The organism is Streptomyces sp. NPDC058470, assembly GCF_042721055.1.
Classification (GTDB): Bacteria; Actinomycetota; Actinomycetes; order Streptomycetales; family Streptomycetaceae; genus Streptomyces.
This window is the reverse complement of record NZ_JBHXMF010000002.1, coordinates 112,095-136,685: the sequence shown is the minus strand read 5'-3', so window position 1 is coordinate 136,685 and position 24,591 is coordinate 112,095. Positions and strand designations below refer to the sequence as shown.

The window sequence follows — 24,591 nt, the reverse complement described above, 5'->3', positions numbered from 1 at the left end:
TGCTCTGATCAGCGACGTGATGGAGGGGTACGGGCATCATGGACAGGCACGAGCTGAGCGCGGCGACCTGGATCAGGAGCAGCTACAGCGACGCCAACGGCGGCAACTGCATCGAAGTGGCCCCCGATTTCCCCGCCGTCGTCCCCGTCCGTGACAGTAAGAACCCGCACGGCCCGGTGCTGGTCATCGACCGCGCGGCCTGGGCGGCGTTCGTGTCGGCCGTACGGCGGTAGTCAGCCTGCCTCCGGCTTCCGGGCCAGGATGAACGCCTGAGCCGTCTTCTCCGGCGCCTCAGCCTCGCGCACCAGCCGCGCCACCTCTACGAACCCCGCCGCGCGCAGCAGTTCGGCGACCCGCTCGGGTGGGAAGCGGTGGACTTCGAGGTCCAGGTCGTGGCCGTACGCGTGCGCCAGATGCACGTGCTCGTCGCCCACCTTGAAGGCGAGGAGGAGATGACCGCCGGGGATCAGTATTCGCTCGAACTCGGCGAAGAACAGCGGTAGTTCGTCCACCGGTGTGTGCACCGTGGAGTACCAGGCGAGGGCTCCGGCCAGGGCGTCGTCCTTGATGCTGTCCAGGGCGGTCATCGAGCCGACCTCGAACCGCAGATGCGGATGGTCGCGCCGGGCCACCGCCACCATCCCGGGGGACAGGTCGATGCCGAACGCGTCGAGGCCGAGCGCCTCCAGGTGCGCAGTCACCCGACCCGGCCCGCAGCCCAGGTCCGCGACGGGCCCGCCCCCGCCCGCCCGTACGTGCTCGGCGAACGCGGCGAGCATCGCCCGGTCCAGCGGCTTGTTCTCCAGCTGGTCCCTGAGGAGCTCGGCGTAGTCGGCGGCGACGGCGTCGTACGACGTCCGGGTGGCGTCCGGGTGAGAGGTCATGGCCGGAAGGCTAGAGCCAGGATCTGACAGCGCCATCGCCATTCTGACGGCACCATCGCCATATTGGATCCTGTATGCCATCCTGTGGCGATGACCTATGGCGACGACGCGACAATCGACGACATCCTCACCGGCGCCGGAGACATCTGGGCCGTGGTCGGACTGTCCAGCAACCCCGAACGGGCCGCCTACCGGGTGGCCGAGAAGCTGCAGCGCATCGGCAAGAAGGTGGTGCCCGTGCACCCCAAGGCCGAGACGGTGCACGGCGAGCAGGGCTACGCCTCGCTCGCGGAGATCCCCTTCCCGGTGGACGTGGTGAACGTTTTCGTCAACTCCGCCCTGGCCGGCGACATCGCCGACCAGGCTGTGGCGCTCGGTGCGAAGGCGGTCTGGTTCCAGATCGACGTCATAGACGTGGCCGCGTACGACCGGACCCGTGAGGCCGGCCTGCGGATGGTGATGGACCGCTCCGCGGGACGGGAGATCACCCGGCTGGGACTACTGGCCTGAGCCATCGGCGCCATCGGCTGATCGATCCGCGCCATCGGCTGATCGATTCACGGCATCGCTGATCGATCCGCGCCATCGCCCCTGCCGATCCCCCCATCGGCAGGACCCCCCACTGGCTCGTGGACCGGCCATGGCCCCCGCTCGTAGCTTCGGAGCCATGGCCTACGAAAGCAGCCCCGAGCACAAGGGCACCGTCCAGCTCACCGCCGCGATGGTGCTCTCCGGAACGCTCGGCATCTTCGTTGTCGAGTCCGGCGCCTCGCCGTTCAACGTCGTCTTCTTCCGCGTCCTCTTCGGCGCCCTCGCCCTCGGCGGCTACGCCCTCGCCCGCGGCTACTTCCGCGACCACGGCCTCACGCCGCGCAAACTCGGACTGGCCGCGCTGGGCGGGGTGTTCATCGTCTTCAACTGGGTCCTGCTCTTCCAGTCGTACGAGAACACGTCGATCTCGGTCGCGACGGTCGTCTACCACACGCAACCGTTCTACGTCGTCCTGCTGGGCGCACTGCTCTTCCGCGAGCGACTCACCGCGGCGAAGGTCGGCTGGGTCCTCGTCGCCTTCATCGGCCTGATCCTGGTCTCCGGGATCGGCCCGGCCGACTTCACCGGAGGCGACACGACGTACCTCCTCGGCATCGGCCAGGCCCTCCTGGCAGCCGTCCTCTACGGCCTCTCCACCCTCGTGACCAAGCGCATCACCGGAGTACGCCCGCACCTCATCGCTCTCGTCCAAGTCCTCATCGGCATACCGCTGTTGCTCCCCTTCGCCGACTTCGGCGCGATGCGTGGCACGGGAGCGGACTGGGGCTGGCTGGTCGGGCTCGGGCTCATCCACACGGGCCTGATGTACGTCCTTCTGTACTCCGCGTACGCCAAACTCCCGACCGCGAAGATCGCCGTACTCGCCTTCACCTACCCGGCGGTCGCGATGGTCGCCGACTGGGCGGTGTACGGCCACCACATCGGCCTCGTCCAGGCGTTGGGTGTCCCGCTGATCGTGCTGGCGAGCCTGCGCGTCACCCTGGCGAAGCAGCCGGAGACCGCGCCCGTGGAGGTCACAACTCCGACGACTCTGACGACTCCGACGCCTGCTCCCGAACCAACCGCCTCGCCTGCTCCACGAACAGCCGCACATGTGCCGGAAGCCGCTTCCCGGCCCGCCACGCGAGCTGAGTCCGAAGCGTGAACGGCGCCTCCCACGGCAGCCGCAGGAGGCTGCCGTCGGCCAGTTCCGCGGCGACCGTCACCTCGGGCAGCAGCGCGATCCCGAGGCCCGCCGCCGCGGCACGCTTGGTCGCCTCGATCGTCCCGAACTCCAGGAAGGCCACGGGGGAGCCTTCCTGGACAAGGGAGTTGAGCTCCCGCTCGAACAAGTCACGGTAGGCGCAGCCGGGTTCGGTGCCGAGCAGGGACTCCCGTACGAGATCGGTCGTGAACACCGCGGCGGACGCCAGCCGATGGCCCGGCGCGGTGACGAGCGCCAGCGGTTCGACCGCGAGCACCACGGTCTCAAGGCCCGCGTGCTCGGTCTCCCGCTCCATCAGGAAGCCCACGTCGTACGTGCCCTGCCGCAGCGCCTGCCGGGTCTCGTCACCGATGGTCGTGCGGAGCGAGAGCCGGACGGCCGGGTAGCGGTGGTGGAACAGCTCAAGGAGGGGGAGCAGGCGGTACGCGGTCAGCGACTCCATCGTGCCGACGGTCAGCGCACCGGCCGGCTCGGCGGCGCCGACGACCGCCGCCCGCGCCTCCTCGCTCAGCTCGATGAGCTGCCGGGCGTACGGGAGAAGCCGCTCGCCCGCCTCGGTCAGCCGGATCCTGCTCCCCAGCCGGTCGAAGAGCTCGGTCCCCAGCGAGGACTCCAGGGCGCGGATCTGACCGGTCACGCTGGACTGCGCGTACTTCAGCTCGGCGGCGGCCTGCGTGAAGCTCAGCACGGTCGCGACCTTCTCGAAGGTGACGAGCAGCCGCAGTTCCGTGTCGGCCATGGCGAGCTCACATCTCGTTCGTGTAAGGCAAGGCGGGCTCAGATCTCGTTCGTGCAGGGCGTGCAGGGCGTGCAGGGCGTGTCGGCCGTACCGTGCTCAGGCCTCGTCCTCGCGCTCGCGCCGTTTCAGTTCCTCCTCGCGGCGCTGGAGGTCCGCCTCCCACTTCTTGAGGAGCGCCTCGTCGTCTTTGCCGCCGCCCTTGTCGTCCTTCTTCAGGGACTTGAGGAACTCGGGGTTGTCGTCCGGCGCGACGAACCCCGTGCGCTGGTCGCGGCGCCACGCGGAGGGCGCGGCGCCGTCTCCGGGCGCCCTGCGCGCCTTGCCCGCCACCAGCCAGGCGACCGGGCCGACCAGCACCTCGCCGAAGAGCAGGATGATGATCACCCACACCACCTTCGGCAGACCCCGCACCTCCCTCTCCGGCGTGTTCAGGCAGTCGATGAAGGCGTAGATCCACAGCGCCAGGACCAGCAGGAAGGGCAGATACCTGAGCATGGGCGGACGTTCCCCCAGTGAGCGGCGGCGGGGCGGTGAAGGGCCCCGGTGACGGGCACAGGTTATCGGGTGGCCGATACTGGGACGCATGGCTTACGACGATCTTCGCTCCCTGTTGCGGGCCCTGGAGCGCGAGGGTGACCTCAAGCGCATCAAGGCCGAGGTCGACCCGTATCTGGAAGTCGGGGAGATCGTCGACCGGGTGCAGAAGGCCCAGGGCCCGGCGCTGCTCTTCGAGAACGTCCGCGGGTCGGCGATGCCGCTCGCGATGAACGTCTTCGGAACCGACCGGAGACTGCTGAAGGCCCTCGGCCTGAAGTCGTACGGCGACATCTCCGAGAAGATCGGCGGGCTGCTGAAGCCCGAGCTGCCGCACGGGTTCGTCGGGGTCCGCGAGGCCTTCGGGAAGCTCGGCGCGATGGCCCACGTACCGCCGAAGAAGGTCAAGGACGCGCCCGTCCAGGAGGTCGTGCTCCGGGGCGAGGACGTGGACCTGGACCAGCTTCCGGCGCTGTTCACCTGGCCGCAGGACGGCGGGTCCTTCTTCAACCTGGGCCTCACCCACACCAAGGACCCCGACTCCGGCATCCGCAACCTCGGGCTGTACCGCCTCCAGCGTCACGACAAGCGCACCATCGGCATGCACTGGCAGATCCACAAGGACAGCCGCAACCACTACCAGGTGGCGGCGCGGCGCGGCGAGCGGCTGCCGGTCGCCATCGCCTTCGGATGTCCGCCCGCCGTGACGTACGCCGCGACAGCCCCGCTGCCCGGTGACATGGACGAGTACCTCCTCGCCGGGTTCATCCAGGGCAAGCGGATCGAGTTGGTCGACTGCAAGACGGTGCCGTTGCAGGTGCCGGCGAACGCCGAGGTCGTCATCGAAGGGTGGCTGGAGCCGGGCGAGATGCTCCCGGAGGGGCCGTTCGGCGACCACACCGGGTTCTATACGCCGCAGGAGCCGTTCCCGGCGCTGACCATCGACTGCGTGACGATGCGGAAGCGGCCGCTGATCCAGTCGATCGTCGTAGGCCGCCCTCCGACGGAGGACGGACCCCTCGGCCGGGCGACGGAGCGGTTCTTCCTCCCCCTGCTCAAGATCATCGTGCCGGACATCGTGGACTACCACCTGCCCGAAGCGGGCGGTTTCCACAACTGTGCGATCGTCGCGATCGACAAGAAGTACCCCAAGCACGCCCAGAAGGTGATGCACGCTGTGTGGGGAGCCCACATGATGTCCCTCACCAAGCTGATCGTGGTCGTCGACTCCGACTGCGACGTCCACGATCTGCACGAGGTCGCGTGGCGGGCGCTCGGCAACACGGACTACTCCCGCGACCTCACCGTCGTGGAGGGCCCGGTCGACCACCTCGACCACGCCTCGTACCAGCAGTTCTGGGGTGGCAAGGCGGGCATCGACGCCACGAGGAAGTGGCCCGAGGAGGGCTACACCCGGGACGGGGGCTGGCCCGAGATGGTGCTGTCCGACCCGGAGACGGCGTCGAAGGTCGACCGCCGCTGGAAGGAGTACGGCCTGTGAGGTCGCTCAACAACGGAAAGGCGGGAGGCCGGTGACCAGCGCTTCCGCGGCACTCCCGCAGCCGGGCCGCACCAAGGCGTTCCTGCGTCTCGTCATGATCGAGCACTCGGTGTTCGCGCTGCCTTTCGCCTACATCGCCGCGCTGACCGCGATGTTCCGGTGGGACGGCAACGTCCACTGGGGACGGCTGCTGCTCGTCACCGTCGCGATGGTCGGGCTGCGTACGTTCGCCATGGCCGCGAACCGGATCATCGACCGCGAGATCGACGCCCGCAATCCCCGTACGGCCCATCGCGAACTGGTCACCGGCGCGATGAGCGTGAAGCACGCCTGGACCGGCGCGCTCGTCGCCCTCGTCTTCTTCCTCGGCGCCGCGGCCCTGCTCAACCCGCTGTGCCTGGCCCTCGCGCCCCTCGCGGTCATCCCGATGGTCGTGTACCCGTACGGCAAGCGGTTCACGAACTTCCCGCAGGCCATCCTCGGTCTCGCCCAGGCCATGGGCCCGATCGGCGGCTGGCTGGCGATCAGTGGCGAGTGGTCCTGGGACGCGGTGATCCTCGGGCTCGCGGTCGGCATCTGGATCGGCGGCTTCGACCTGATCTACGCCTGCCAGGACGTCGAGACGGACCGCGCGGTCGGCGTGATGTCGGTGCCGGCCCGCTTCGGCATCCCCGCCGCGATCCAGGGCGCGCGCGTCTGCCACGCCCTCACCACGGCCCTGCTGGTCTGGTACGCCCTCGCCACCGACGCCGGAACGTTCTTCTGGGTCGGCCTGGTGATCGTCACGGGCGCCTTCCTCTACGAGCACTCCCTCGTCAAGCCGCACGACCTGTCCCGCCTGAACCGCGCGTTCTTCAGCGTCAACGGGTTCATCGGGATCGCGCTGTTCGTGTGCGCGCTGCTGGACCTGCTGGTGCGCGGGCTCAGCGTTTGAGCTCCTCCTCGGGCTCAAGCCCGAGGAGTCCGGCCTTCTCGAATGTACGGACGACCGCGGTTGCCCCCAGTCGTCCCCACCGCGGCCCGGCGCTACTCGTCAGCTGAGGGAGCTGTCTATTGAGGACAGTGGCACGGAGTACAGCACCCGTTGCGGAATCGCGGTGTCGGTACCTGTCCAGTGCCCCGCGCTGTCGGCCGCCCATTCGGTGAGCGTCCACACCCGGCCTGTACTCCACCAATAGGACATGCTCTCGGTGTGCTGGCCCCAGCAGGCGTACGTGATGTCCTGCCCGCAGTTGGCGGCCGCCTTGGCTCCGGTGGTGTTCTGCCGCCACAGGATGCCGTGCTGGCCGACACCGCCGCGCGCGTCGTCGACGTAGAAGTTCGGTGTGCCGCCGCTGGTGGCGCTGTGCGAGAGCACGCCCTGCAGCCCGACGGCCTTCGTCTCGTACGCCTTCGAGGCGTTCACGTAGCCGCTGCTGTCCGTGGCGAGGTAGCCGGGCTCGGAGCTGAAGTTGTAACGCCAGATGCGGGCCGGCTGCGTGCCGCCGGACGAGAACCACTCGGTGGCGACGAGACTGTCCGGCGCGCTGCTGCGGTCCAGCGAGATGGAGCCGAAGCACGGCCGGGAGTTGTCGTTGGCCGAGTTGCAGGCCCCGCCGGCGAGGCTGTAGGAGCCGATGGCCGGCATCACGTACTGGTTGCCGTCCGCCGACCATCCGCCGCTCACCTTGCCGACCGCGGAGCTGTTGACGGTCGCCTGGAGGATGCGGTTCATGTCGAAGACGTACATCACGTTGTTGTCGGCGTCCCCCGCCCACGACGTGACGATCAGCTTGTCCTGGTACCAGACCATGCCGCCCAGGTGGGACTTGAGCGCGCGGTAGTCGGTGCCGCCGTTGAGCGGGATGACCGGCAGCACCCAGCGGTACTTGAAGTTACCCGGGTCGTTGGCGTCGATGAAGGCGATACGGCCCATGTGCTCGGTGGTGGTGGTGCCGTTCTGTCCCCACCCGGACAGGATGACCTTGTTGGTGCCCCACACACCGTCGTTGTCCGCGTCTCCGGAGGAGGTCACGGACTGCGGCAGCCAGTCCTGTGTCACCGCGTCACCGGTGTCCCAGCAGTACGAGGACTCAGCGGTCGGTTTCACCGGCAGGGCGGCGGTCTCGGTCCCGCGGCAGTTCGCCGCGTTCCGCATCGGGTGGTTGGCACTGGCGAGGACCTGGTCGACCCCGCGGGACGTGCCCATCTCGCTCGCCAGTTTGTCAAGAGAGACCGTCGAGACCCGGTGCTCGACCAGTTGGAGCTTCGACAGCTCCGAGGAGGAGGTGATCGTGGTCAGCGCACCGGGGTTGTCGCCGGGGGCCGCCTGAGCGGTGCCCGCCGGTACTAACAACATGGCCACCGCCAAGTACACGGTGGCCACAGCAGGTCTTAAGCCATTTCTGCGCATCCCTGGATCCTCACGTGACAGATGTTGAGGCGAGGTTGACCGCGACTCTCAGCGACCGACGATGGGTCATCGGACGGGTGGGTCGTTCAATTCCGGGAACGAGGCGCTGAGTTCCACCCACCTACGCAACACATTCAGGGCAGTGAGGCGGGCCGGGGCCCGGCGCACTCGGCGCCGGGCCCCGAGAAGCGACTACCGGATGGCGGCGTATCTACAGGCAGTGACCACGTCTCCCGCGTACTCGCAGACCTTTATGGAGATGTGGCTGGTCTCACTGACGTCCTTCGCGAACGTAGCGCAGCTTCCGTCGTTGCTCGGGTCGTTGCCCTTGATGAGAACGGTGCCGTTGCCCGCATCACTGCTGGAATTAGGGGTGTAGATGTAACCGCGAACCCCGTATCCGTCCGAGCTCACGTCGCAGACCTTAAGAGTGTCGCCGTCTTCCGTCCATGCTGCGTAGCCGCCATAGGTGCCGGTGTAGAGATAACCGTCGGCGTACGAAGTTCCTCCGCCGATCAGGAGTCCGGCTGCCGCCAGGACAACGGCCCCGGTCAATCGGTACTTCATGTTTTCTCCTCCGTAGAGTGGATCAGGATCCGTCGGGCACGAGCAGCCGAAACGAGCTCAACCCGAAGGGCGGCGCTTTCTGGCCACTCGTCCGGTACAAGAGCAACGCGCGCCGTCGTCTTGTACGTCACCCGCGGTGATCACAACGATGCCCGGCAGGCCGCCCGCCTGTCGTTAGCGGACGGTCCCCACCCACTGAGCGGAGAGTCCCAAGGCCTTCCCACCGCTTACGGCGTCAACTCAGCGCACTTCGCTCGGAGGGACGCCATAGGCGGTCCGGAACGCTCGCGTGAAGTCGGCGGCGCGGGAGAAACCCCAGCGGGCGGCGACGGCATTGATCTGCATCGCGCGCAGTGCCGGGTCGGCCAAGTCGCGGCGGGCGTGTTCCAGCCGCTGGTCGCGGATGTACGAGGCGACGGTGATGCCCTCGGCCTGGAAAAGGCGGTACAGGCGGCTGCGCGAGATGTGGTGCGCGGCGGCTACCAGGGCGGGCGTCAGCTCCGGGTCGCCGAGATGCCGACGGATGAACGCCTTGATACTCAGGAGCAGTACCCGGCCGTGGGCCTCCGGTGGCATGAGGAGGTCGGCGTCCAGGGTGTGCGCGAAGGCGGCGGTGATCAGATCGGCGACGACGGTTCCCAGCCGGGGCGCGTCCTGCGGCTGGTACGGGCCGGTGTTGGAGGCAAGCTGGACGAGGAACTGCGCCAGCAACCCGCCGACTCCCTCACGGCCCGATGTCTGGCGCCCGATCACCAGATCGGCCCGGCTTGCGGGGAGCGCCACCAGAGCCCGGGGGATCTCCACTCCGATGATGGTCACTGGTTCGGGTCCGGCACTTATCTCGAACGGCCGCGACGAGCTGCTGATGTGAATGTCGCTGGTCCGATACGCGACTTCCTGCCTGCCCCAGGTGGCCGATCCATTCCCTTGCACCAGGAAAGAGAGGTGATAGACCTCGGGGTCGGACTGGCGTATGAGCCTCTGTGTCCGGCGGAAGACCAGGGAGTCGAAGGTCGCCGGCCAGACCGTCACGTCCGCGAGCTCGATCAGCCGCTGGCGTCCGCGGTAGTTCGCCGCGCGGTCGCTGGACAGTTGCATGGGTGCGTGAGTCCGCCCCATTCGCTGGACCCACGCCTCGAATCGGTCTTCCCTCGGCAGATCCATGGTGTGAAAGATCGACTCCTGTAACACGGCCGTAGTCAATCACAGGAACTGTCGGCGGCGACCAACTCTCCGTGGTCAGGCGGTACATCCCGGTAGCTGTAGCTGTAGCTGTAGCTGTAGCTGTAGCTGTAGCTGTAGCTGTAGCTGTAGAGGCAGCGGCAGCGGCAGCGGCAGCGGCAGCGGTACTTACGCGGTGACGGCCCGTCGGTCCGCCCGGCGTCGGAACAGGAACGCCGCCGCCACCCCCGACACCAGGCCGACCAGGTGGCCCTCCCAGCTGACGCCCGTCTGTGTCGGGGCCAGGCCCATCAGGATCGAGCTGCCCCAGACCGCACCGACCAGCAGGCCGACGAGGACACCCAGCGGGCGGCGCTCGATGAAGCCGCCGACCAGGAGGAAGCCGAACAGGCCGAAGATCAGCCCGGAGGCGCCCGCGGTGTTCGTGTTCGCCGGGGATATCAGCCAGACGCCCAGGCCGTCCGCGACGATGATCATCGCGCAGACCGCGGCGAACCGGCGCAGCCCGCCGAGGGCCGCGAGAAAGCCGAGGACCAGCAGCGGCACGCTGTTGGCGGCGACATGGCCGAAGCCGAAGTGGATGAAGGACGCGGGCACGATGTCGACCAGCTCGGAGGCCCTGCGCGGGACGATGCCGAGACCGTCAAGGGCGTGACCGCTGACCACGTCGACCACTTCGAGCAGCCACAGCAGGGCCACCCAGCCCACCATCAGCTTGGCGGCGGCCCGCGCCCGGTCGCCCCGCGTCCACTCGAGTGCCGTACCCGACCTCGTACCCGACCCCGCACCAGACATGGCAACCCCCACGGTCAGCTCGTCCCTTCCAGGGAACGCTCCGGCCCCCTTGGCCGGTTCCCACCCCACCACGCCGGATAGGCTCAGCACCATGAACCCAGGACAGACGCAGCGCCGGCCTTGGATCGTGGGGGTGTCGGGCGCGTCCGGTACCCCGTACGCCGCTGCCGTGCTGCGTGCGCTTCTGGATGCGGGGGAGAGCGTGGACCTGGTGGTCTCGCGCGCCTCCCGGCTCACCCTGCTCGACGAGACGGGGCTCGCCTTCCGGGACGCCCACTGGCAGCAGGACCTGCACGAGTGGCTGGCCAGGGGCGCCGACGGGAAGCCGGACACCTTCAGCGCCTTCAAAGGACGTATCGATGCCGTACGGCACTGGAGCGCGCGTGACCTGGCGGCCGGGCCGTCCTCCGGCTCGTACCCCACGAAGGGCATGCTCATCGTGCCCGCCTCCACGGCCTGCGTGGCCGGTGTCGCCCTCGGTCTCTCGAAGGACCTGCTGCAGCGCGCCGCGAGCGTCACTCTCAAGGAGGGCCGCAAGCTGGTCGTCGCGGTCCGCGAGACGCCGCTGAGCGGGCAGACACTGCGGCAGCTGGTCGCCCTGGACGACGCGGGCGCGACGGTGCTGCCGGCCTCGCCGGGGTTCTACGCGGGGGGCACGCACATCCAGGACCTGGTGGACTTCGTCGCCGGGCGGGTCCTTGACGCGGCGGGCGTCGAGCACGGCCTGTACCGGCGGTGGGAGGGCGAACTCGGCGGGGGTTCGCGCACCGAGTGAGTACGGCGTTCGGCACCACCTGGGCACCAAGCAGGACCCATTCAGCACTTTCAGGAACTCTTCAGCGGAAGGCTATCGATCGCATGGACGCGGTGGACAGGCAGCTCATCCAGGCCCTGAGAGAGAACGGCCGGGCTTCCTACGCGGAACTGGGGCGCCTCGTCGGTCTGTCGGGACCCAGCGTCACCGACCGCATCAACCGGCTGGAAGCGGCCGGTGTCATCACCGGCTACCGCGCGACCGTCGACTCGGCCTCGCTCGGTCTGGGCGTGATCGCCCTGATCGGCATCTCGCTCTCCGACGCCGCCGACCACGAGGACGTGGCGCGCCGGATGCGGGACCTGGGCGAGATCGAGGACTGCTGGTTCATCGCCGGCGACGACTCGTTCATGCTCAAGGTGCGCGCCAGTGACGTGGACGGCCTGGAGAAGACCATCCGGCGGCTGTCGGGAACGAAGGGCGTCTCCAGGACCCGTACGACCATCGTGCTCTCCACGAAGTGGGAGAACCGGGTGGGAGAGCTGCCCGAAGAGGAGTAGCCGCCTGCTTCAGGAAGGCCGGACGGCTAGGCGTACGGTTGACAGGGTTCGTCAAAAGGGAGAGGTACACGCATGGATGTCGGGCTCAAGCGCGAGCTGGAGGACAAGGTCCGGGCCGGTGAGCGGCTGACCCGCGAGGACGGCATCGCGCTGTACGAGTCGGACGACCTGGCCTGGCTCGGCGGTCTCGCCCACGAGGTGCGGATGCGGAAGAACGGCGACGTCGTCCACTTCAACGTCAACCGCCACCTCAACATGACGAACGTGTGCACCGCGTCCTGCGCGTACTGCTCCTTCCAGCGCAAGCCGGGCGAGAAGGACGCGTACACGATGCGCATCGAGGAGGCCGTCCGCCTCGCCAAGGCGATGCAGGGCGAGAACCTCACCGAGCTGCACATCGTCAACGGCCTGCACCCGAACCTGCCGTGGCGGTACTACCCGCGGTCCCTGAGCGAGCTGAAGAAGGCCCTCCCGGAGGTCTCGCTGAAGGCCTTCACGGCGACGGAGATCCATCACTTCGAGACGATCTCCGGGCTGTCGGCGTCCGAGATCCTCGACGAGCTGATCGACGCCGGTCTGGAGTCCCTGACCGGCGGTGGTGCGGAGATCTTCGACTGGGAGGTCCGGCAGCACATTGTCGACCACCGCACCCACTGGGAGGACTGGTCGCGGATCCACCGGCTCGCGCACGAGAAGGGTCTCAAGACCCCGTGCACGATGCTTTACGGCCATATCGAGGAGCCCCGCCACCGCGTGGACCACGTGCTGCGGCTGCGTGAACTGCAGGACGAGACCGGCGGTTTCCAGGTTTTCATCCCGCTGCGCTACCAGCACGACTTCGTGGACGTGAAGGACGGCAAGGTGCGTAATCGCCTCCAGGCGCGTACGCAGATGGCGACGGGTGCGGAGGCCCTGAAGACCTTCGCGGTCTCCCGGCTGCTCTTCGACAATGTGCCGCACGTCAAGGTCTTCTGGGTCATGCACGGTGTCCAGACCGCGCAGCTCGCCCTCCAGCACGGTGCCGACGACATGGACGGCTCGGTCGTCGAGTACAAGATCACGCACGATGCCGACAACTACGGCACCCCGAACAAGCTGACCCGCGAGGACCTCCTCGACCTGATCCGCGACGCCGGCTTCCGCCCGGTCGAGCGGAACACGCGGTACGAGATCATCCGCGAGTACGACGGTCCGGACCCGGCCCGCCGCGAGTCCCCCCAGCCCATGCGGGTCTGAGCGGGCGCGCACGATGGCACTGACCTTTCAACTGGACCCGTCCGTCGGTCCGGAGCTGCGTGACGGCGTGATCGGTCTGTGGGCGGACGTCTCGAACGCGGGCGGCTCCGTCGGCTTCGTACCGCCGGTGGATGTCGAGGACGTCCGGCCCGAGTGGCGCAAGCACCTCACGGCGATGGCGGACGGCCGCATCCGGCTGCTCGTGGGGTTCGGCGACGACGGCGCTGTCGCGGCCACCGCGTTCTTCGGCTTCAACACGCACCGGCTGATGAGGCACTGGGTGTGGCTGTACACGGTGATGGTGCATCCCAGGCACCAGGGCAAGGGGTACGGGCGGGAGCTGCTGGCCGCCGCAGAGGAGGCCGCCGCCGGCTTCGAGGGGATCGACGCGATACGGCTCACCTGCCGGGGCGGCGAAGGCCTTGAGCGCTTCTACGCCTCGTGCGGCTACAAGGAGGTCGGCCGGGTCCCCGATGCGATCCGGGTCGCACCCGGCGACGACCGGGACGACATCACGATGCTGCTGACGCTCGCCGCCCATGGCTGAGGAGCTGTCTCCGCCGCCCGGGGCCCCCTGCAAGATCCGCGTCCCGCCGTGCTTCACTGGACGATGCCCTTTGGGATGTTTCAAACGGATTCGGATCGGAAGAGTGGATTGACATGGGCCGCTACACGCTGATGCGTCTTGGAGTCTTCGCGGGCTGCCTCGTGGTCGTCTGGGGCCTCGTCTCCCTCGGTCTCGCCCCGCGCGGCTTCGGTGACTCCAACTACATGTGGATCGTCCTGCTCTCCCTGCTGATCTCCGCCCCGATCAGCTTCGTCGTACTCCGCAAGGAGCGCGACCGCGCCTCGGCCCAGGTCGTCGCACGAGTCGACCGCATCAAGACCAACCTGGATCAGAACCGCAGCCAGGAGGACAGCGTGGACGACGCGGCCCGCGGCGGTGCGCAGGGCCAGCCTTCCTGAAAGTTCCCTGTGCACGGTCGGCGGCAGCCGATCGTACGCTTGCCCGCATGGGTGCTGTGAAGAGCAAACGGATGCCGCGGGCGGTACGCGAACAGCAGATGCTGGACGCGGCCGTACGGACCTTCGGGCAGTTGGGGTACCGGGCCGCGTCGATGGACGAGATCGCCGAACTGGCGGGCGTGTCCAAGCCGTTGGTGTATCTGTACCTGAACTCGAAGGAAGAGCTCTTCACCGCCTGCATCCGGCGCGAGGCCACGGCGCTCACCGGCGCCGTCATGGCGGGCGTCCAGCCGGAGCTGTCGGCCGACCGCCAACTCTGGGACGGACTGCGGGCGTTCTTCACGCACACCGCGGAGAACCCCGACGGCTGGTCCGTGCTGCACCTCCAGGCGCGTACGCACGGCGAGCCGTTCGCCGCCGAGGCCGGCGCGATGCGCGAGGAACTCGTCGCGTTCGTCACGCGGTTGATCCTCGTCGCGGCCCGTGAGGCACACCGCGATCCGTCCCTGCCGGAGGGTGAGGTCGCCGGGCTCGCCGAGGCGCTGGTCGGCGCGGCCGAGTCGCTCGCGGCCTGGGCCAACGCCACGCCGGGCGTCTCGGCGAAGCAGGCCGCGGCGACCTTGATGAACTTCGCCTGGGCGGGCCTCGGCGACCTCATGGAGGGGCGCCCCTGGTCACCACCGGTCAAGGAACCTCAGCCCGGGTAGCCCCATGCCCACGCCCTTACTCGCGCCCGTACCCGCGCCATCGGCTGCGGGCCCTCCGGGGTCTCACCCGTGCGCGGGTGGACGATTCGGGTCGGCGGTCGGATCCTCGTAGCGGAGGGTGTGACCGGATCTCGAACGGGGACTTCGCCGTCCGCTTCAGGTCTTCGCCGTCCCCTTCAGGTCTCTGTTCCAGGTCATTCGTGCATGATCTCCGCCAGGAAGGCTGCCGATCGCTCGGACCTGCCCGGTTCGAGCCGGTCGGCGACGTCCGCGCAGACGGTGATCTCCACCCCGGTGCCGGCGAGGACGAGGGGCAGAGTGTGCACCGTGGCGGACAGACTGATCAGGGTGTTGGCGACCGGGCCCTTCAACAGCTCCAGTTCCACGGGGAGTTCGGGCTGCACGATTTCCAGCTCGGCATGCTCGGCGATGAGCCGCAGTTTGTCCGGGTCCTCGCGGTGGTCCGCGAAGTAGCGTTCCGCGTTCACCTGGTCGGCGAGGGAGATGATCCCCCGTATGTACCGCTCGAAGCCGATCAGGCCGTTCTCGGCGAGCGAGCTGCCGATCAGGTCGACGCCGGGGTGGACCTGCGGCGGCCCGTACCGCTGCCGTGCCCAGCTGTAGGTGTTGGCCGAGGTGATCGAGCCGGGCGGCAGCTCGAGTTCGGACGTTCGGCAGGAGAAGACCTCGAGGTGCCCCCCGCCTTCGGGGGCCACCCGGCGTGCGACGCGGGCAGCGGCCGCCGATGCGGGTCTCCTGCGGTGCCAACGGACCGGCGGTGGGCTGCCGGCGAGCAGGCTGCGGGAGAGCTCCAGGGTCGCCGTGCCGTCGTCGACGAGCACGAAGTCCCGTGTCCTGGCCGCCGGTAGCAGCCGCTGGAACATCCTCGAGAACGGGTCGCCGATCACCAGGCGCTCCGCGCCGGCCAGCTTGGACACCAGCGCCGCCGGGACGCGCGGAAAGCCGACCGGGACCCTGCGGATGTCGTACAGACCGACGCCGATGCCCTCCGCGCGGGCCAACCGCGCCATCACGCCCAGCTGGTGGCGGGTGGCCGGGTCGCGAGGCAGCAGGACCGCCGCCTCGCACCCTTCGGGATCCGGCGCACCGTCGTGCTCGCCCAGAGCCCACTCCAGCACGTTGAGGAGCTGCAAGGGGTTCTCGACGAGCGCGAGAGTGCGGGTCATGGTCTTCCCTCGGTGTCGCGGATCACGAAGTTCTGGCGGGGGCGCGGATCACGGAGCAGCGCAGGGTGTGCATGACGGTGCTGTGTGAGGACACCTGTGGTGGTGCTGTGGCGAGGACGCGCATGGCGGCGTATGACGCTGCTGTGCGAGGACGCGCCTGACGGTGTTGTGCCGGGGGCGGCGGCTCAGGCCTGTCCCCAGCGGCGGAGTGTCGGTGCGACTCGCTTGTGGCCCATGCGGTAGAGCCGCCTGGCACCGCGCCGGGTGACTCCGCGGACGGCCGCCTTCAGGGAACGGTCGAGCGTTGCCGGCTGCACGGGCAGTGGCCTGCCCTTCTCGTCGAAGCCGTTGCGCGCCAGCAGACCGCCCAGGTAGATGCCGGCCCGCTGGGGTGTGTAGTAGGGCCGCAGTTGCGGAAGCGGACCCGCGGCGCGCAGCGCGGCGATACGTGCGCGTGCGCCGGCGTACGGGTCGCTCTTGCCGATGCCCTGCGCGGCCGCCCACTCCGGGTTCACGCGAGGCAACGCGCCCCCGTCGAGATCGTCCCAGGAGGCGAGGCAGCCCGATTCCACGAAGTAGTGGTTGCCGTGCGCCTCGCGGACACCGAAGTCGGTGAGTATCGCGGTGGGTATGTTCCGGTGCATCGACTCCAGCGCGGCGGTGGAGCTGACCGTCACCAACAGGTCGGTGCGGTCGAGGACTTCACCCATGTTTCCGTACACGAGCTCGAGGTTGGGCGGGGCCGGCTCGGCCAGGTTCTCGATGAGTTCCTGGTACGGGTTCGCCTCGACGTGGGTCGTCTGCTCGCCGGGCAGACTGCGCAGCTTCATCAGGACCCGGCGTTCGGGATACCGTCGGGCGTGGGCGGCCGCGCGCTCCAGGAGCAGGAGCCGTTCCTTCTTGCTGGGCACCGACGGCTGCACGGCGAAGGTGAGCGTGAAGGGGCGGTCGGTGGACGGCACGTACGGGTCGCCGCCGAGGAAGGGCAGCGCGCACTCGACGACCGTTTCCGGGTCGATGCCCACGTTGGCGAAGACGGTCCGGAACCGCCCGCAGTCGTAGCCGCTGTTGGCCAGGACGAGATCGGCGCCGGCCCGGGTGAGCAGGCCGTCGACCATCTTCTCGTAGACGACTCCGACGTAGCCGGTGACGGTGACGGGCCGCTGGGGGCGCAACTGCCAGGCCAGGCCGAGGCTGTGCACGAGTGCGAGAGCCGTACCGCCGATGACCGACAGCACCACGATGTCGGCGCTCGCGAACTCCTCGTCGTCCACCAGCTCGGCCGCGGTGACCTCGCGCTGGGTGTCCGGCACGATGCCGACCTCGGCGAGCTGACGCTCCGTCGGGGTGGCCCGCGTGCGCAGGAAATACGCGTCGAGGGCGTGGTCCGGTGCGATCTGCCGTGCGACGGAGGCGCCCCACTTCCAGCGGGTATCCGAATCGGCGAGAACGGCGATACGTCTGGGTGCGTGGGGCATGTCTTGAGGAGCGCCTTCCTGGCGTGGTTCCAGCACGTGGACAGAGGCTAGAAAGGATGCCTGAGGGTGGAATAAGTGAAGCATTGCGAGAACCTTGGTATGGCCAAGGATTCACTGTCCGAGGTGCCGAACTCGGCTGGCTGACCTGCTGGTTCACGCGAGAGACGGGGTAAAGCGGGCATATCGCCAAGGTGTGATTGTGCGAAAAAAATTTGCCCGTTGTTCATTTTGGGGCAGGCATGTCCCAGGGATGAGGGGCACGGCGGAACACCGCGTCTACCCCTGAATGCACCGGAAACCCGCACGTCACCCGCCCGCCGACCCCACAAACCCCACACTCCGGAGTCGTACGATCCCACCTCGGTCGGCCTGCCGTGCCGCCCCTCCACCTTGAACCCCACGACGTCCAGGGCCGTATGAGGATGTGCCCCCGCCCCGCCCGGCCCCCGGCCGACAAGGAGCCACCCCGTGTCCAGTCAGTACCCCTCTGAACCTGCGCACCTGGAGCCCGAGATCAAGCGGCTGGACGGGGTCGTACGCGAGGTGTACCTGCCACCGCTGGCCGGCCCGATGACGCACGGCTCCCTCGCGGACATCCCGTTCGACAACGCGATCGTGGCCCCGCAGGAGCCCGTCCTGAGCCGCAAGGGTCCCGGCGGCGAGTGGACGGACGTGACCGCGGCCGAGTTCGCGGCGCAGGTGGAGGCGGTGGCGAAGGGCCTGATCGCCGAGGGCCTGGTCCCCGGCGACCGCCTCGCCATCATGGCGCGGACGACGTACGAGTGGACGCTCCTCGACTTCGCCGCCTGGGCGGCGGGCCTGGTAACCGTCCCTATATACCCCACTTCGTCCCCTTATCAGGTCCGCTGGATCCTCCAGGACTCGGGAGCCGTAGCGCTCGCCACCGAGTCCGTGGCGCAGGCCGCCGCCCTTGGCCCGGAACGTGACCGGATACCCGATCTGCGCCATATGTGGGTCTTCGAGAAGGGGCACGTGGAGCGGCTCGCCGAGCTGGGCAGCGACATCCAGAATCAGGAAGTCACCGTACGGCGGGGGGTGTTGGGCCCCGACACGCTGGCCACCCTGATCTACACCTCGGGCACGACCGGTCGCCCCAAGGGCTGCGCCGTCACCCACGGCAACTTCTTCGACGAGATCGACAACGCGATCGAGCTGCTCCACCCGATCTTCCGGGCCGGCACCCGGGAACCCGCCTCCACGCTTCTCTTCCTGCCCCTCGCGCATGTCTTCGGCCGGATGGTCGCGGTCGCCTGCCTGCGTGCCCGCGTGAAACTCGGCCACGCGCCGAGCCTCAAGACCGAGTACCTCCTCGACGACCTCGCCTCCTTCCAGCCGACCTTCCTGCTCGCCATCCCCTATGTCCTGGAAAAGGTCTTCAACACGGGCCGGGCCACCGCCGAACGGATGGGCCGAGGCTCGTCCTTCGACCGGGCGGCGCGCATCGCGCAGAAGTACGGCGAGGCGTTGGAGGCCCACCAGCACGGCACGGGCCCGGGCCCTGGCCGGGGCCTGCGCACCGCCCGCGCCCTCTACGACCCCCTGGTCTACCGCCGTATCCGCAACGCCCTAGGCGGCAAGGTCCGTTACGCGATCTGCGGTGGCTCCCCGCTGGGCCGCCGTCTCGCCGCGTTCTACGCGGGTGCCGGCATCGAGATCTACGAGGGGTACGGCCTGACGGAGTCGACCGCGGCCGCCACGGTCACCCCTCCGAACAAACCCCGGCTGGGGACGGTGGGCCTGCCGCTTCCAGGCACGCGGGTGCGGATAGCCGCCGACGGCGAGATCCTGCTGAGCGGCGCCCAGATCTTCCGCGGCTACTGGGATCTCCAGGCGGACGGTGTGATCGACGCGGCCCCGGACGGCTGGTTCGCGACCGGCGACATCGGCGAACTGGACGACGGCGGCTACCTGACCATCACCGGCCGCAAGAAGGAGATCCTGATCACGGCGGGCGGCAAGAACGTGGCCCCGGCCCCCATGCAGGACTGGCTCCGCGCCCACCCCCTCATCGCCCAGTGCATGGTCCTGGGCGACCGCCGCCCCTATGTCACGGCTCTCATCACCCTGGACCCCGACGGCCTCACCCACTGGCGCCAGATGAACCACAAGCACCCGGTTCCCGCCGAACTCCTCATGGACGACCAGGAGTTGCTGGCCGTCCTGCAGCGGGCCGTCGACGAGGGCAACAAACTCGTCTCCCGCCCCGAGTCCATCCGCCGCTTCGCCGTCCTCCCCGGCGCGTTCACGGAGGAGGCGGGTCACCTGACTCCCACCATGAAGCTGAAGCGTGACGTGATCGCCCACGACTTCGCCCGGGAGATCGAGAACTTGTACGCGGAGTACGAGAAGTAGGCTTAGCCACTCTACGGTGGAGCTCTCAGCCGTCTCACTGGCTGTGCACCGCCCTCGCACCGCCCGCGCATCGGTATCGCACCGGCCTGGCACCGCGAGGACATCTGCTGTTCGTCTTCCGGTAGACAACCATGCGTGTGCGCGACGTGTCTCAGCCATTGACTCGTCCGGCACGCTGCCGCGCCGCTTGCGTTCGGCTCTCCGGGGGACCCGGGCACGGCCACGTCGTGCATCTCTCGACAAACAAGACAAGGGGATCACTTTGTCCGGCAGCCCGTCGCGCGACGGAATCGGCGGAAGGCCTTCGCCGAGACTCGACATACAAGGGCTTCGCGCCCTGGCCGTCTCGTTGGTTGTTCTCTCCCACGCGGGGGTGACCCAACTCAGCGGCGGTTATGTCGGCGTTGACGTGTTCTTCGTAATCTCCGGCTTCCTGATCACCTCGCTGCTGCTGCGCGAGCTGTCCAACACGGGCCGGGTCTCGATCCGGAAGTTCTACGCCCGCCGTGCGCTGCGCCTGCTGCCCGCGTCGACCCTGGTGGTGGTCACCACGCTTGCCGGGGCCTGGCTCTTCCTGTCGAAGATCCGCCTGGCCGAGTACACGAGCGACGCGCTGAGCAGCGCCTTCTACGCGGTGAACTTCCGGCTCGCCATCTCCGGTACCGACTATCTTCAGCAGGGCGGCCCGCCCTCACCGTTCCAGCACTTCTGGTCGCTGGCTGTGGAGGAGCAGTTCTACCTGGTGTGGCCGCTGCTCCTCGTCATCAGCTGGAAACTGGCGAAGCGGCGACGCGCGTTGCTGGCGGTGCCCCTGGTCGCGCTCTGCATGGTCTCGTTCTGGCTGAGCCTGACCGTGACGGAAAGCTCGGCGTCCTGGGCGTACTTCGGTTCACACACCCGTGTCTGGGAGCTCGGCGTCGGTGCCCTGCTGGCCATGTGGGCCACGACACCGATGCCGGCGCGAATACCCACCTGGCTCTCGGCGCCGTTGACCTGGACAGGCCTGGCCGCCATCGTGCTGGCCGCCCTCCGCTTCAACGACAACACTCCGTTCCCCGGATACCACGCGCTCGTGCCGGTCCTCGGCACCGCCTTCGTCCTCGCCGGTGGATTCTCGCCCGCCCGGTTCGACGCACGGCTGCTGCTCGCGAGGAAGCCCGTGGTGTGGCTGGGCGGGATGTCGTACGGCTGGTATCTGTGGCACTGGCCGATCCTGGTCATCGGCCCGAAGGCGCTGGGCAGGCCCGAGAGCGTCGGGCTCGCCCTGGTGCTGTCCGCGGGGGCCCTGCTGCTGGCGATGGCGACGCTCCGGCTGGTCGAGAACCCGGTGCGGTTCCACACGACGTTCCGCGGACGGCCGAACCGGGCCCTCGTGCTCGGTGTCGGCCTCTCGGCGATAGTCGTCCTGTCCTCGCAGGCCGTGGCGGCCCTTCCGACGCAGATCAGCACCGGGGGGTCCGCACCCGCGCTGGCGGTGTCCCTCGCGGACGCCCCCGACCCGCAGCGCAGTCTGGCGGCACTGCTGGAAAGCTCCGGCTCGAAACTGCCGGACAACCTCTCACCTCCGGTCACCGGGGTGAAGGACCTCAGGTCCGCTATCTACAAAGACGGCTGCCACGCCAACTACGAGGCCACGGAGCCGAAGCCGTGCGTCTACGGCGACACCTCCTCGAAGCGGACGGTCGTCCTCTTCGGTGACTCCCACGCCGCCCAGTGGTTTCCCGCCCTGGACAGGCTCGCGCGCGAGCGGCACTGGAAGCTTGTCTCGCTGACCAAGGCGTCCTGCAAGGTGGCCATGCTCAACACGGTCCGCGAGGGCAAGGCGTACGGGGAGTGTGCTTCCTGGATGATTAGCGCGATTGATGTGATCAAGAAACTCCACCCGGCACTTGTCGTCGTGTCGTCCTCGGAGTCGGCTGAGCTGATCCCGAAACCGAGAGACGTCCGTGTGGCGTGGGTCCGCGGATACGGGAGCGCCCTTGCGGCTCTCCGGCAAACCGGTACCAAGGTGGTCACCATCCTCGACACTCCTTGGCCGAGGTCCGACGCCGTCGACTGTGCGGCCGCCCATCCGCTGGCCCTGGAAAAGTGCGCGAACCACCTGCCGACCGCGATCAACGACCCGATCGTGCGCGACGCGCTCAAGCAGGGCGCGAAGTTGGCCGAGGTTCCGGTCATCGACCCACAGCCGTGGCTCTGCACCCAGGCCGGCTACTGCCCGGTGGTCGTCGGGAACACCATCGTCTACCGCGACGACAGCCACATGGCCGAGAGCTTCTCGGAGTCCCTGGCGCCCGTTCTGGGCGAGCGGCTGACCGAGCTCTTCGGCGCAAGGATCTGACCGGCCGGTAGGCGACGCCGAGGACGGCGTGCAAAGGCAGGAGCCCCGCGACAGGCTGTCGCGGGGCTCCTTGGGTATTGCTATCCGATCCTGTTCAAAGCACTGGGCTCATGGAGCCGCAGGCTTAGAGCGGGGTGACGTTCTCCGCCTGCGGGCCCTTCGGACCCTGCGTCACGTCGAAGGAGACCGACTGGTTCTCCTCGAGTGAACGGAAACCGTTGGCGTTGATCGCGGAGTAGTGGACGAAGACGTCCGGTCCTCCGCCTTCCTGGGCGATGAAACCAAAGCCCTTTTCGGCGTTGAACCACTTCACGGTTCCGGTAGCCATAAGCCCTCCTTGGGCCCAAAGGGTTGCCCTGCTCCAGAACCTGCAAGGTGTAAACATCTGCGTGTAAACAACTGCATTCATCTGAAAACGACGAGAGCCCGCGGTCACATGCTCCGCAGGCTCTGTACTGCAAGGGAAACCAAACTGCAACTTGCGGCGAGCTTAGCTACCCGGGCAGCTGAAAGCAATAGAGGGCAAGATCACGTCACCCAGAGGTTTGACCAGCGGCGGGTCGGGGTTGACGGCGCAGTGGACCAAGGTCTGTCACAGGGGTTGACACAAGGGGTCCGGATGGTTTCCGAAGTCACTCAGGGACCCGAAGCCTGCACCGTACCCCACTGGGTCTAGCCTCGCGATGTGGACAATTCTCGCAACCGGCCGCGCGTCGGCCACATCCAGTTCCTGAACTGCCTGCCCCTCTACTGGGGGCTAGCGAGAACAGGCACGCTCCTCGACTTCGAGCTCACCAAGGACACCCCTGAGAAGCTCAGCGAGAAGCTGGTGCAGGGCGACCTCGACATCGGGCCCATCACGCTCGTCGAGTTCCTCAAGCACGCCGACGAGCTGGTCGCCTTCCCCGACATCGCGGTCGGTTGCGACGGCCCGGTGATGTCCTGCGTGATCGTCTCGCAGGTCCCCCTCGACCGGCTGGACGGCGCCCGCGTCGCCCTCGGCTCGACCTCTCGTACGTCGGTCCGCCTCGCCCAGCTCCTGCTGGCCGAGCAGGTCGGCGTCGAGCCGTCGTACTACACCTGCCCGCCCGACCTCTCGCTGATGATGCAGGAGGCCGACGCCGCCGTACTCATCGGGGACGCGGCGCTGCGCGCCAATCTGACCGAGGGCCCGAAACTCGGCCTGGAGGTGCACGACCTCGGCGCCATGTGGAAGGAGTGGACGGGCCTGCCGTTCGTCTTCGCCGTCTGGGCGGCCCGCCGCGACTACCTGGAGCGCGAGCCCGCCGTCACCCGCAAGGTCCACGAGGCGTTCCTGGCGTCCAGGGACCTGTCCCTGGACGAGGTCGGCAAGGTCGCCGAGCAGGCGGCCCGCTGGGAGGCCTTCGACGAGAAGGTCCTGGAGCGGTACTTCACGACCCTCGACTTCCGCTTCGGCGGCCCGCAGCTGGCGGCCGTACGGGAGTTCGCCCGCCGGGTCGGCTCGACCACCGGATTCCCGTCGGACGTGAACGTCCGGCTGCTGGGGTCCTGAGGCTCCGGGGGCTCACGGCACTACTCTGCTAGCAGTAGTGCGTACGGGGGAGAGGGATGAGCGCCATGCAGCCGCTCGGAGTCGACGAACCGACGGTCGTCGGGCCCTACCGGCTGCTCGGCCGGCTGGGGTCCGGCGGCATGGGCCGCGTGTATCTGGGCCGCAGCGCGGGCGGCCGTACGGTCGCGGTCAAGATCGTGCACCCGCACTTCGCGCTGGACGAGGAGTTCCGCGCCCGTTTCCGCCGCGAGGTCGAGGCCGCGCGCCGGGTGGGCGGCGCGTGGACGGCCCCCGTCCTGGACGCGGACCCGGAGGCGCCGGTGCCGTGGGTCGCGACGGGCTACGCGGCCGGCCCGTCCCTCGCGGCCGCCATCGCCGACAGCGGCCCGCTTCCGCTCCATTCCGTACGGGTCCTGGGCTCCGGCCTCGCCGAAGCGCTCTCGGCGGTCCACGCGCTGGGCCTCGTGCACCGTGACGTCAAGCCGTCGAACGTTCTGCTGACCCTCGACGGCCCGCTGCTCATCGACTTCGGCATCGCGCGCGCCACGGACGGCACGGCGTCACTGACCTCGACCGGCGTCTCGGTCGGTTCCCCCGGCTACATGTCTCCCGAGCAGATCCTCGGCAAGGCGGTCACGGGCGCGGCGGACGTCTTCTCGCTGGGCGCGGTACTGGTGTACGCGGCGACCGGCGAGCCGCCGTTCCCCGGCGACTCCTCCGCGTCCCTCCTCTACAAGGTGGTCCACGAGGAACCCCGACTCGGCTCCCTGGAAGGCGAGTTGCGTGACCTGACGGCCCAGTGCCTGGCGAAGGACCCGGACGAGCGGCCGGCTCCGGGGGACCTGGCCCGGCGCCTCGCCCCGGAGGGAACGGCCCGGCTGGTGACCGCGGGGTGGCTGCCGGGGCCGATGGTGGAACAGGTCAGCCGCAGCGCGGTGCGGCTGCTGAACCTCGACACGGTGGAGACGGGGTGGGCGCCGGCTTCGGGGCCGGTGGAGTTCAGCAGTCCTTCGGTGGGGTTCGGTAGCTCTTCAGCCGGGGCCAGCAACCCTTCAGCGGGGAGTAGCAGTCCTTCGGTGGGGACCGGTAGCTCTTCAGCCGGGAC

The 24,591-nt window shown here is 68.6% G+C and carries 24 protein-coding genes and 1 pseudogene; 15 read left to right on the top strand and 10 right to left on the bottom strand.

Features of this window, described 5'->3' with window-relative positions:
• The first annotated feature begins 38 nt into the window (after window positions 1-38).
• The gene (locus tag ACFWP7_RS02020; protein ID WP_384374484.1) at window positions 39-233 is read left to right on the top strand and encodes a DUF397 domain-containing protein; all 195 of its coding nucleotides are present in this window, start codon (window positions 39-41) and stop codon (window positions 231-233) included.
• On the opposite strand, the gene ACFWP7_RS02015 is transcribed toward ACFWP7_RS02020, so the two are convergent.
• Entirely contained in the window at window positions 234-884 is a 651-nt protein-coding gene (locus ACFWP7_RS02015) for a class I SAM-dependent DNA methyltransferase (protein WP_384374481.1), read from the bottom strand.
• Window positions 885-974: 90 nt separating this feature from the next.
• On the opposite strand from ACFWP7_RS02015, the gene ACFWP7_RS02010 reads away from it, so the two are divergent.
• A complete protein-coding gene (locus ACFWP7_RS02010) occupies window positions 975-1,394 on the top strand; it encodes a CoA-binding protein (RefSeq protein ID WP_384374478.1) in 420 nt (139 codons plus the stop codon).
• A 157-nt stretch (window positions 1,395-1,551) separates the two neighbouring features.
• A complete protein-coding gene (locus tag ACFWP7_RS02005) occupies window positions 1,552-2,580 on the top strand; it encodes a DMT family transporter (RefSeq protein WP_384374475.1) in 1,029 nt (342 codons plus the stop codon).
• Here ACFWP7_RS02005 and ACFWP7_RS02000 read toward each other — a convergent pair.
• A pseudogene (locus ACFWP7_RS02000) lies at window positions 2,483-3,379 on the bottom strand (LysR family transcriptional regulator); the annotation flags it as partial. The gene ACFWP7_RS02005 and the pseudogene ACFWP7_RS02000 sit on opposite strands and share 98 nt — an antisense overlap.
• Before the next feature lie 96 nt (window positions 3,380-3,475).
• Window positions 3,476-3,874, bottom strand: a complete 399-nt coding sequence (locus tag ACFWP7_RS01995) for a PLD nuclease N-terminal domain-containing protein (protein ID WP_384374472.1) — start codon at window positions 3,872-3,874, stop codon at window positions 3,476-3,478.
• Window positions 3,875-3,962: 88 nt separating this feature from the next.
• Between ACFWP7_RS01995 and ACFWP7_RS01990 the strand changes: the two genes are divergently transcribed.
• The gene (locus ACFWP7_RS01990) at window positions 3,963-5,414 is read left to right on the top strand and encodes a menaquinone biosynthesis decarboxylase (RefSeq protein ID WP_384374469.1); all 1,452 of its coding nucleotides are present in this window, start codon (window positions 3,963-3,965) and stop codon (window positions 5,412-5,414) included.
• 31 nt (window positions 5,415-5,445) lie between these two features.
• Window positions 5,446-6,348 carry a menaquinone biosynthesis prenyltransferase MqnP gene (mqnP, locus tag ACFWP7_RS01985; RefSeq protein WP_384374466.1) on the top strand — a complete coding sequence of 301 codons (903 nt, stop codon included), beginning with the start codon at window positions 5,446-5,448 and terminating at the stop codon, window positions 6,346-6,348.
• A 99-nt stretch (window positions 6,349-6,447) separates the two neighbouring features.
• On the opposite strand, the gene ACFWP7_RS01980 is transcribed toward mqnP, so the two are convergent.
• From ACFWP7_RS01980 to ACFWP7_RS01965, 4 genes are all read right to left on the bottom strand, one after another.
• Entirely contained in the window at window positions 6,448-7,752 is a 1,305-nt protein-coding gene (locus ACFWP7_RS01980) for a hypothetical protein (RefSeq protein WP_384374463.1), read from the bottom strand.
• Between the two features lie 246 nt (window positions 7,753-7,998).
• Window positions 7,999-8,373, bottom strand: a complete 375-nt coding sequence (locus ACFWP7_RS01975) for a hypothetical protein (RefSeq protein WP_384374460.1) — start codon at window positions 8,371-8,373, stop codon at window positions 7,999-8,001.
• 240 nt (window positions 8,374-8,613) lie between these two features.
• Window positions 8,614-9,537: a helix-turn-helix domain-containing protein gene (locus ACFWP7_RS01970; RefSeq protein ID WP_384374457.1), complete on the bottom strand. Its 924-nt coding sequence runs from the start codon at window positions 9,535-9,537 to the stop codon at window positions 8,614-8,616.
• Between the two features lie 186 nt (window positions 9,538-9,723).
• On the bottom strand, window positions 9,724-10,350 hold the full coding sequence (locus ACFWP7_RS01965; RefSeq protein WP_384374454.1) for a rhomboid family intramembrane serine protease: 627 nt from the start codon (window positions 10,348-10,350) through the stop codon (window positions 9,724-9,726).
• 91 nt (window positions 10,351-10,441) lie between these two features.
• Between ACFWP7_RS01965 and ACFWP7_RS01960 the strand changes: the two genes are divergently transcribed.
• The 6 genes from ACFWP7_RS01960 to ACFWP7_RS01935 all read left to right on the top strand — a co-directional run bounded on the left by ACFWP7_RS01960 (window position 10,442) and on the right by ACFWP7_RS01935 (window position 14,573).
• Complete coding sequence (locus ACFWP7_RS01960) at window positions 10,442-11,125, top strand: UbiX family flavin prenyltransferase (RefSeq protein WP_384374451.1); 684 nt, start codon at window positions 10,442-10,444, stop codon at window positions 11,123-11,125.
• An 83-nt stretch (window positions 11,126-11,208) separates the two neighbouring features.
• Window positions 11,209-11,664, top strand: coding sequence for an Lrp/AsnC family transcriptional regulator (locus ACFWP7_RS01955; RefSeq protein WP_384374448.1), 456 nt, complete (start codon window positions 11,209-11,211; stop codon window positions 11,662-11,664).
• 72 nt (window positions 11,665-11,736) lie between these two features.
• Window positions 11,737-12,900 carry an aminofutalosine synthase MqnE gene (gene mqnE / locus ACFWP7_RS01950; protein WP_384374445.1) on the top strand — a complete coding sequence of 388 codons (1,164 nt, stop codon included), beginning with the start codon at window positions 11,737-11,739 and terminating at the stop codon, window positions 12,898-12,900.
• A 13-nt stretch (window positions 12,901-12,913) separates the two neighbouring features.
• Window positions 12,914-13,447, top strand: a complete 534-nt coding sequence (locus tag ACFWP7_RS01945) for a GNAT family N-acetyltransferase (protein ID WP_384374442.1) — start codon at window positions 12,914-12,916, stop codon at window positions 13,445-13,447.
• Window positions 13,448-13,560: 113 nt separating this feature from the next.
• The gene (locus ACFWP7_RS01940) at window positions 13,561-13,866 is read left to right on the top strand and encodes a DUF4229 domain-containing protein (protein WP_384374439.1); all 306 of its coding nucleotides are present in this window, start codon (window positions 13,561-13,563) and stop codon (window positions 13,864-13,866) included.
• A 47-nt stretch (window positions 13,867-13,913) separates the two neighbouring features.
• Complete coding sequence (locus ACFWP7_RS01935; RefSeq protein ID WP_384374436.1) at window positions 13,914-14,573, top strand: TetR/AcrR family transcriptional regulator; 660 nt, start codon at window positions 13,914-13,916, stop codon at window positions 14,571-14,573.
• 194 nt (window positions 14,574-14,767) lie between these two features.
• Here ACFWP7_RS01935 and ACFWP7_RS01930 read toward each other — a convergent pair whose 3' ends face one another.
• Complete coding sequence (locus ACFWP7_RS01930) at window positions 14,768-15,760, bottom strand: hypothetical protein (protein WP_384374433.1); 993 nt, start codon at window positions 15,758-15,760, stop codon at window positions 14,768-14,770.
• Window positions 15,761-15,945: 185 nt separating this feature from the next.
• A complete protein-coding gene (locus ACFWP7_RS01925) occupies window positions 15,946-17,238 on the bottom strand; it encodes a DUF6716 putative glycosyltransferase (protein WP_384374430.1) in 1,293 nt (430 codons plus the stop codon).
• A 468-nt stretch (window positions 17,239-17,706) separates the two neighbouring features.
• Here ACFWP7_RS01925 and ACFWP7_RS01920 point away from each other — a divergent pair, with 468 nt between their 5' ends.
• Window positions 17,707-19,611, top strand: a complete 1,905-nt coding sequence (locus tag ACFWP7_RS01920; RefSeq protein WP_384374427.1) for an AMP-dependent synthetase/ligase — start codon at window positions 17,707-17,709, stop codon at window positions 19,609-19,611.
• A gap of 373 nt (window positions 19,612-19,984) precedes the next feature.
• Complete coding sequence (locus ACFWP7_RS01915; protein WP_384374424.1) at window positions 19,985-21,952, top strand: acyltransferase family protein; 1,968 nt, start codon at window positions 19,985-19,987, stop codon at window positions 21,950-21,952.
• 124 nt (window positions 21,953-22,076) lie between these two features.
• Here ACFWP7_RS01915 and ACFWP7_RS01910 read toward each other — a convergent pair whose 3' ends face one another.
• Window positions 22,077-22,280, bottom strand: coding sequence for a cold-shock protein (locus tag ACFWP7_RS01910; protein WP_037627265.1), 204 nt, complete (start codon window positions 22,278-22,280; stop codon window positions 22,077-22,079).
• A gap of 357 nt (window positions 22,281-22,637) precedes the next feature.
• Here ACFWP7_RS01910 and ACFWP7_RS01905 point away from each other — a divergent pair, with 357 nt between their 5' ends.
• Entirely contained in the window at window positions 22,638-23,486 is an 849-nt protein-coding gene (locus tag ACFWP7_RS01905; RefSeq protein WP_384374419.1) for a menaquinone biosynthetic enzyme MqnA/MqnD family protein, read from the top strand.
• 65 nt (window positions 23,487-23,551) lie between these two features.
• The coding region (locus ACFWP7_RS01900) for a serine/threonine-protein kinase (RefSeq protein ID WP_384374820.1) at window positions 23,552-24,591 on the top strand (1,040 nt) is incomplete at its 3' end.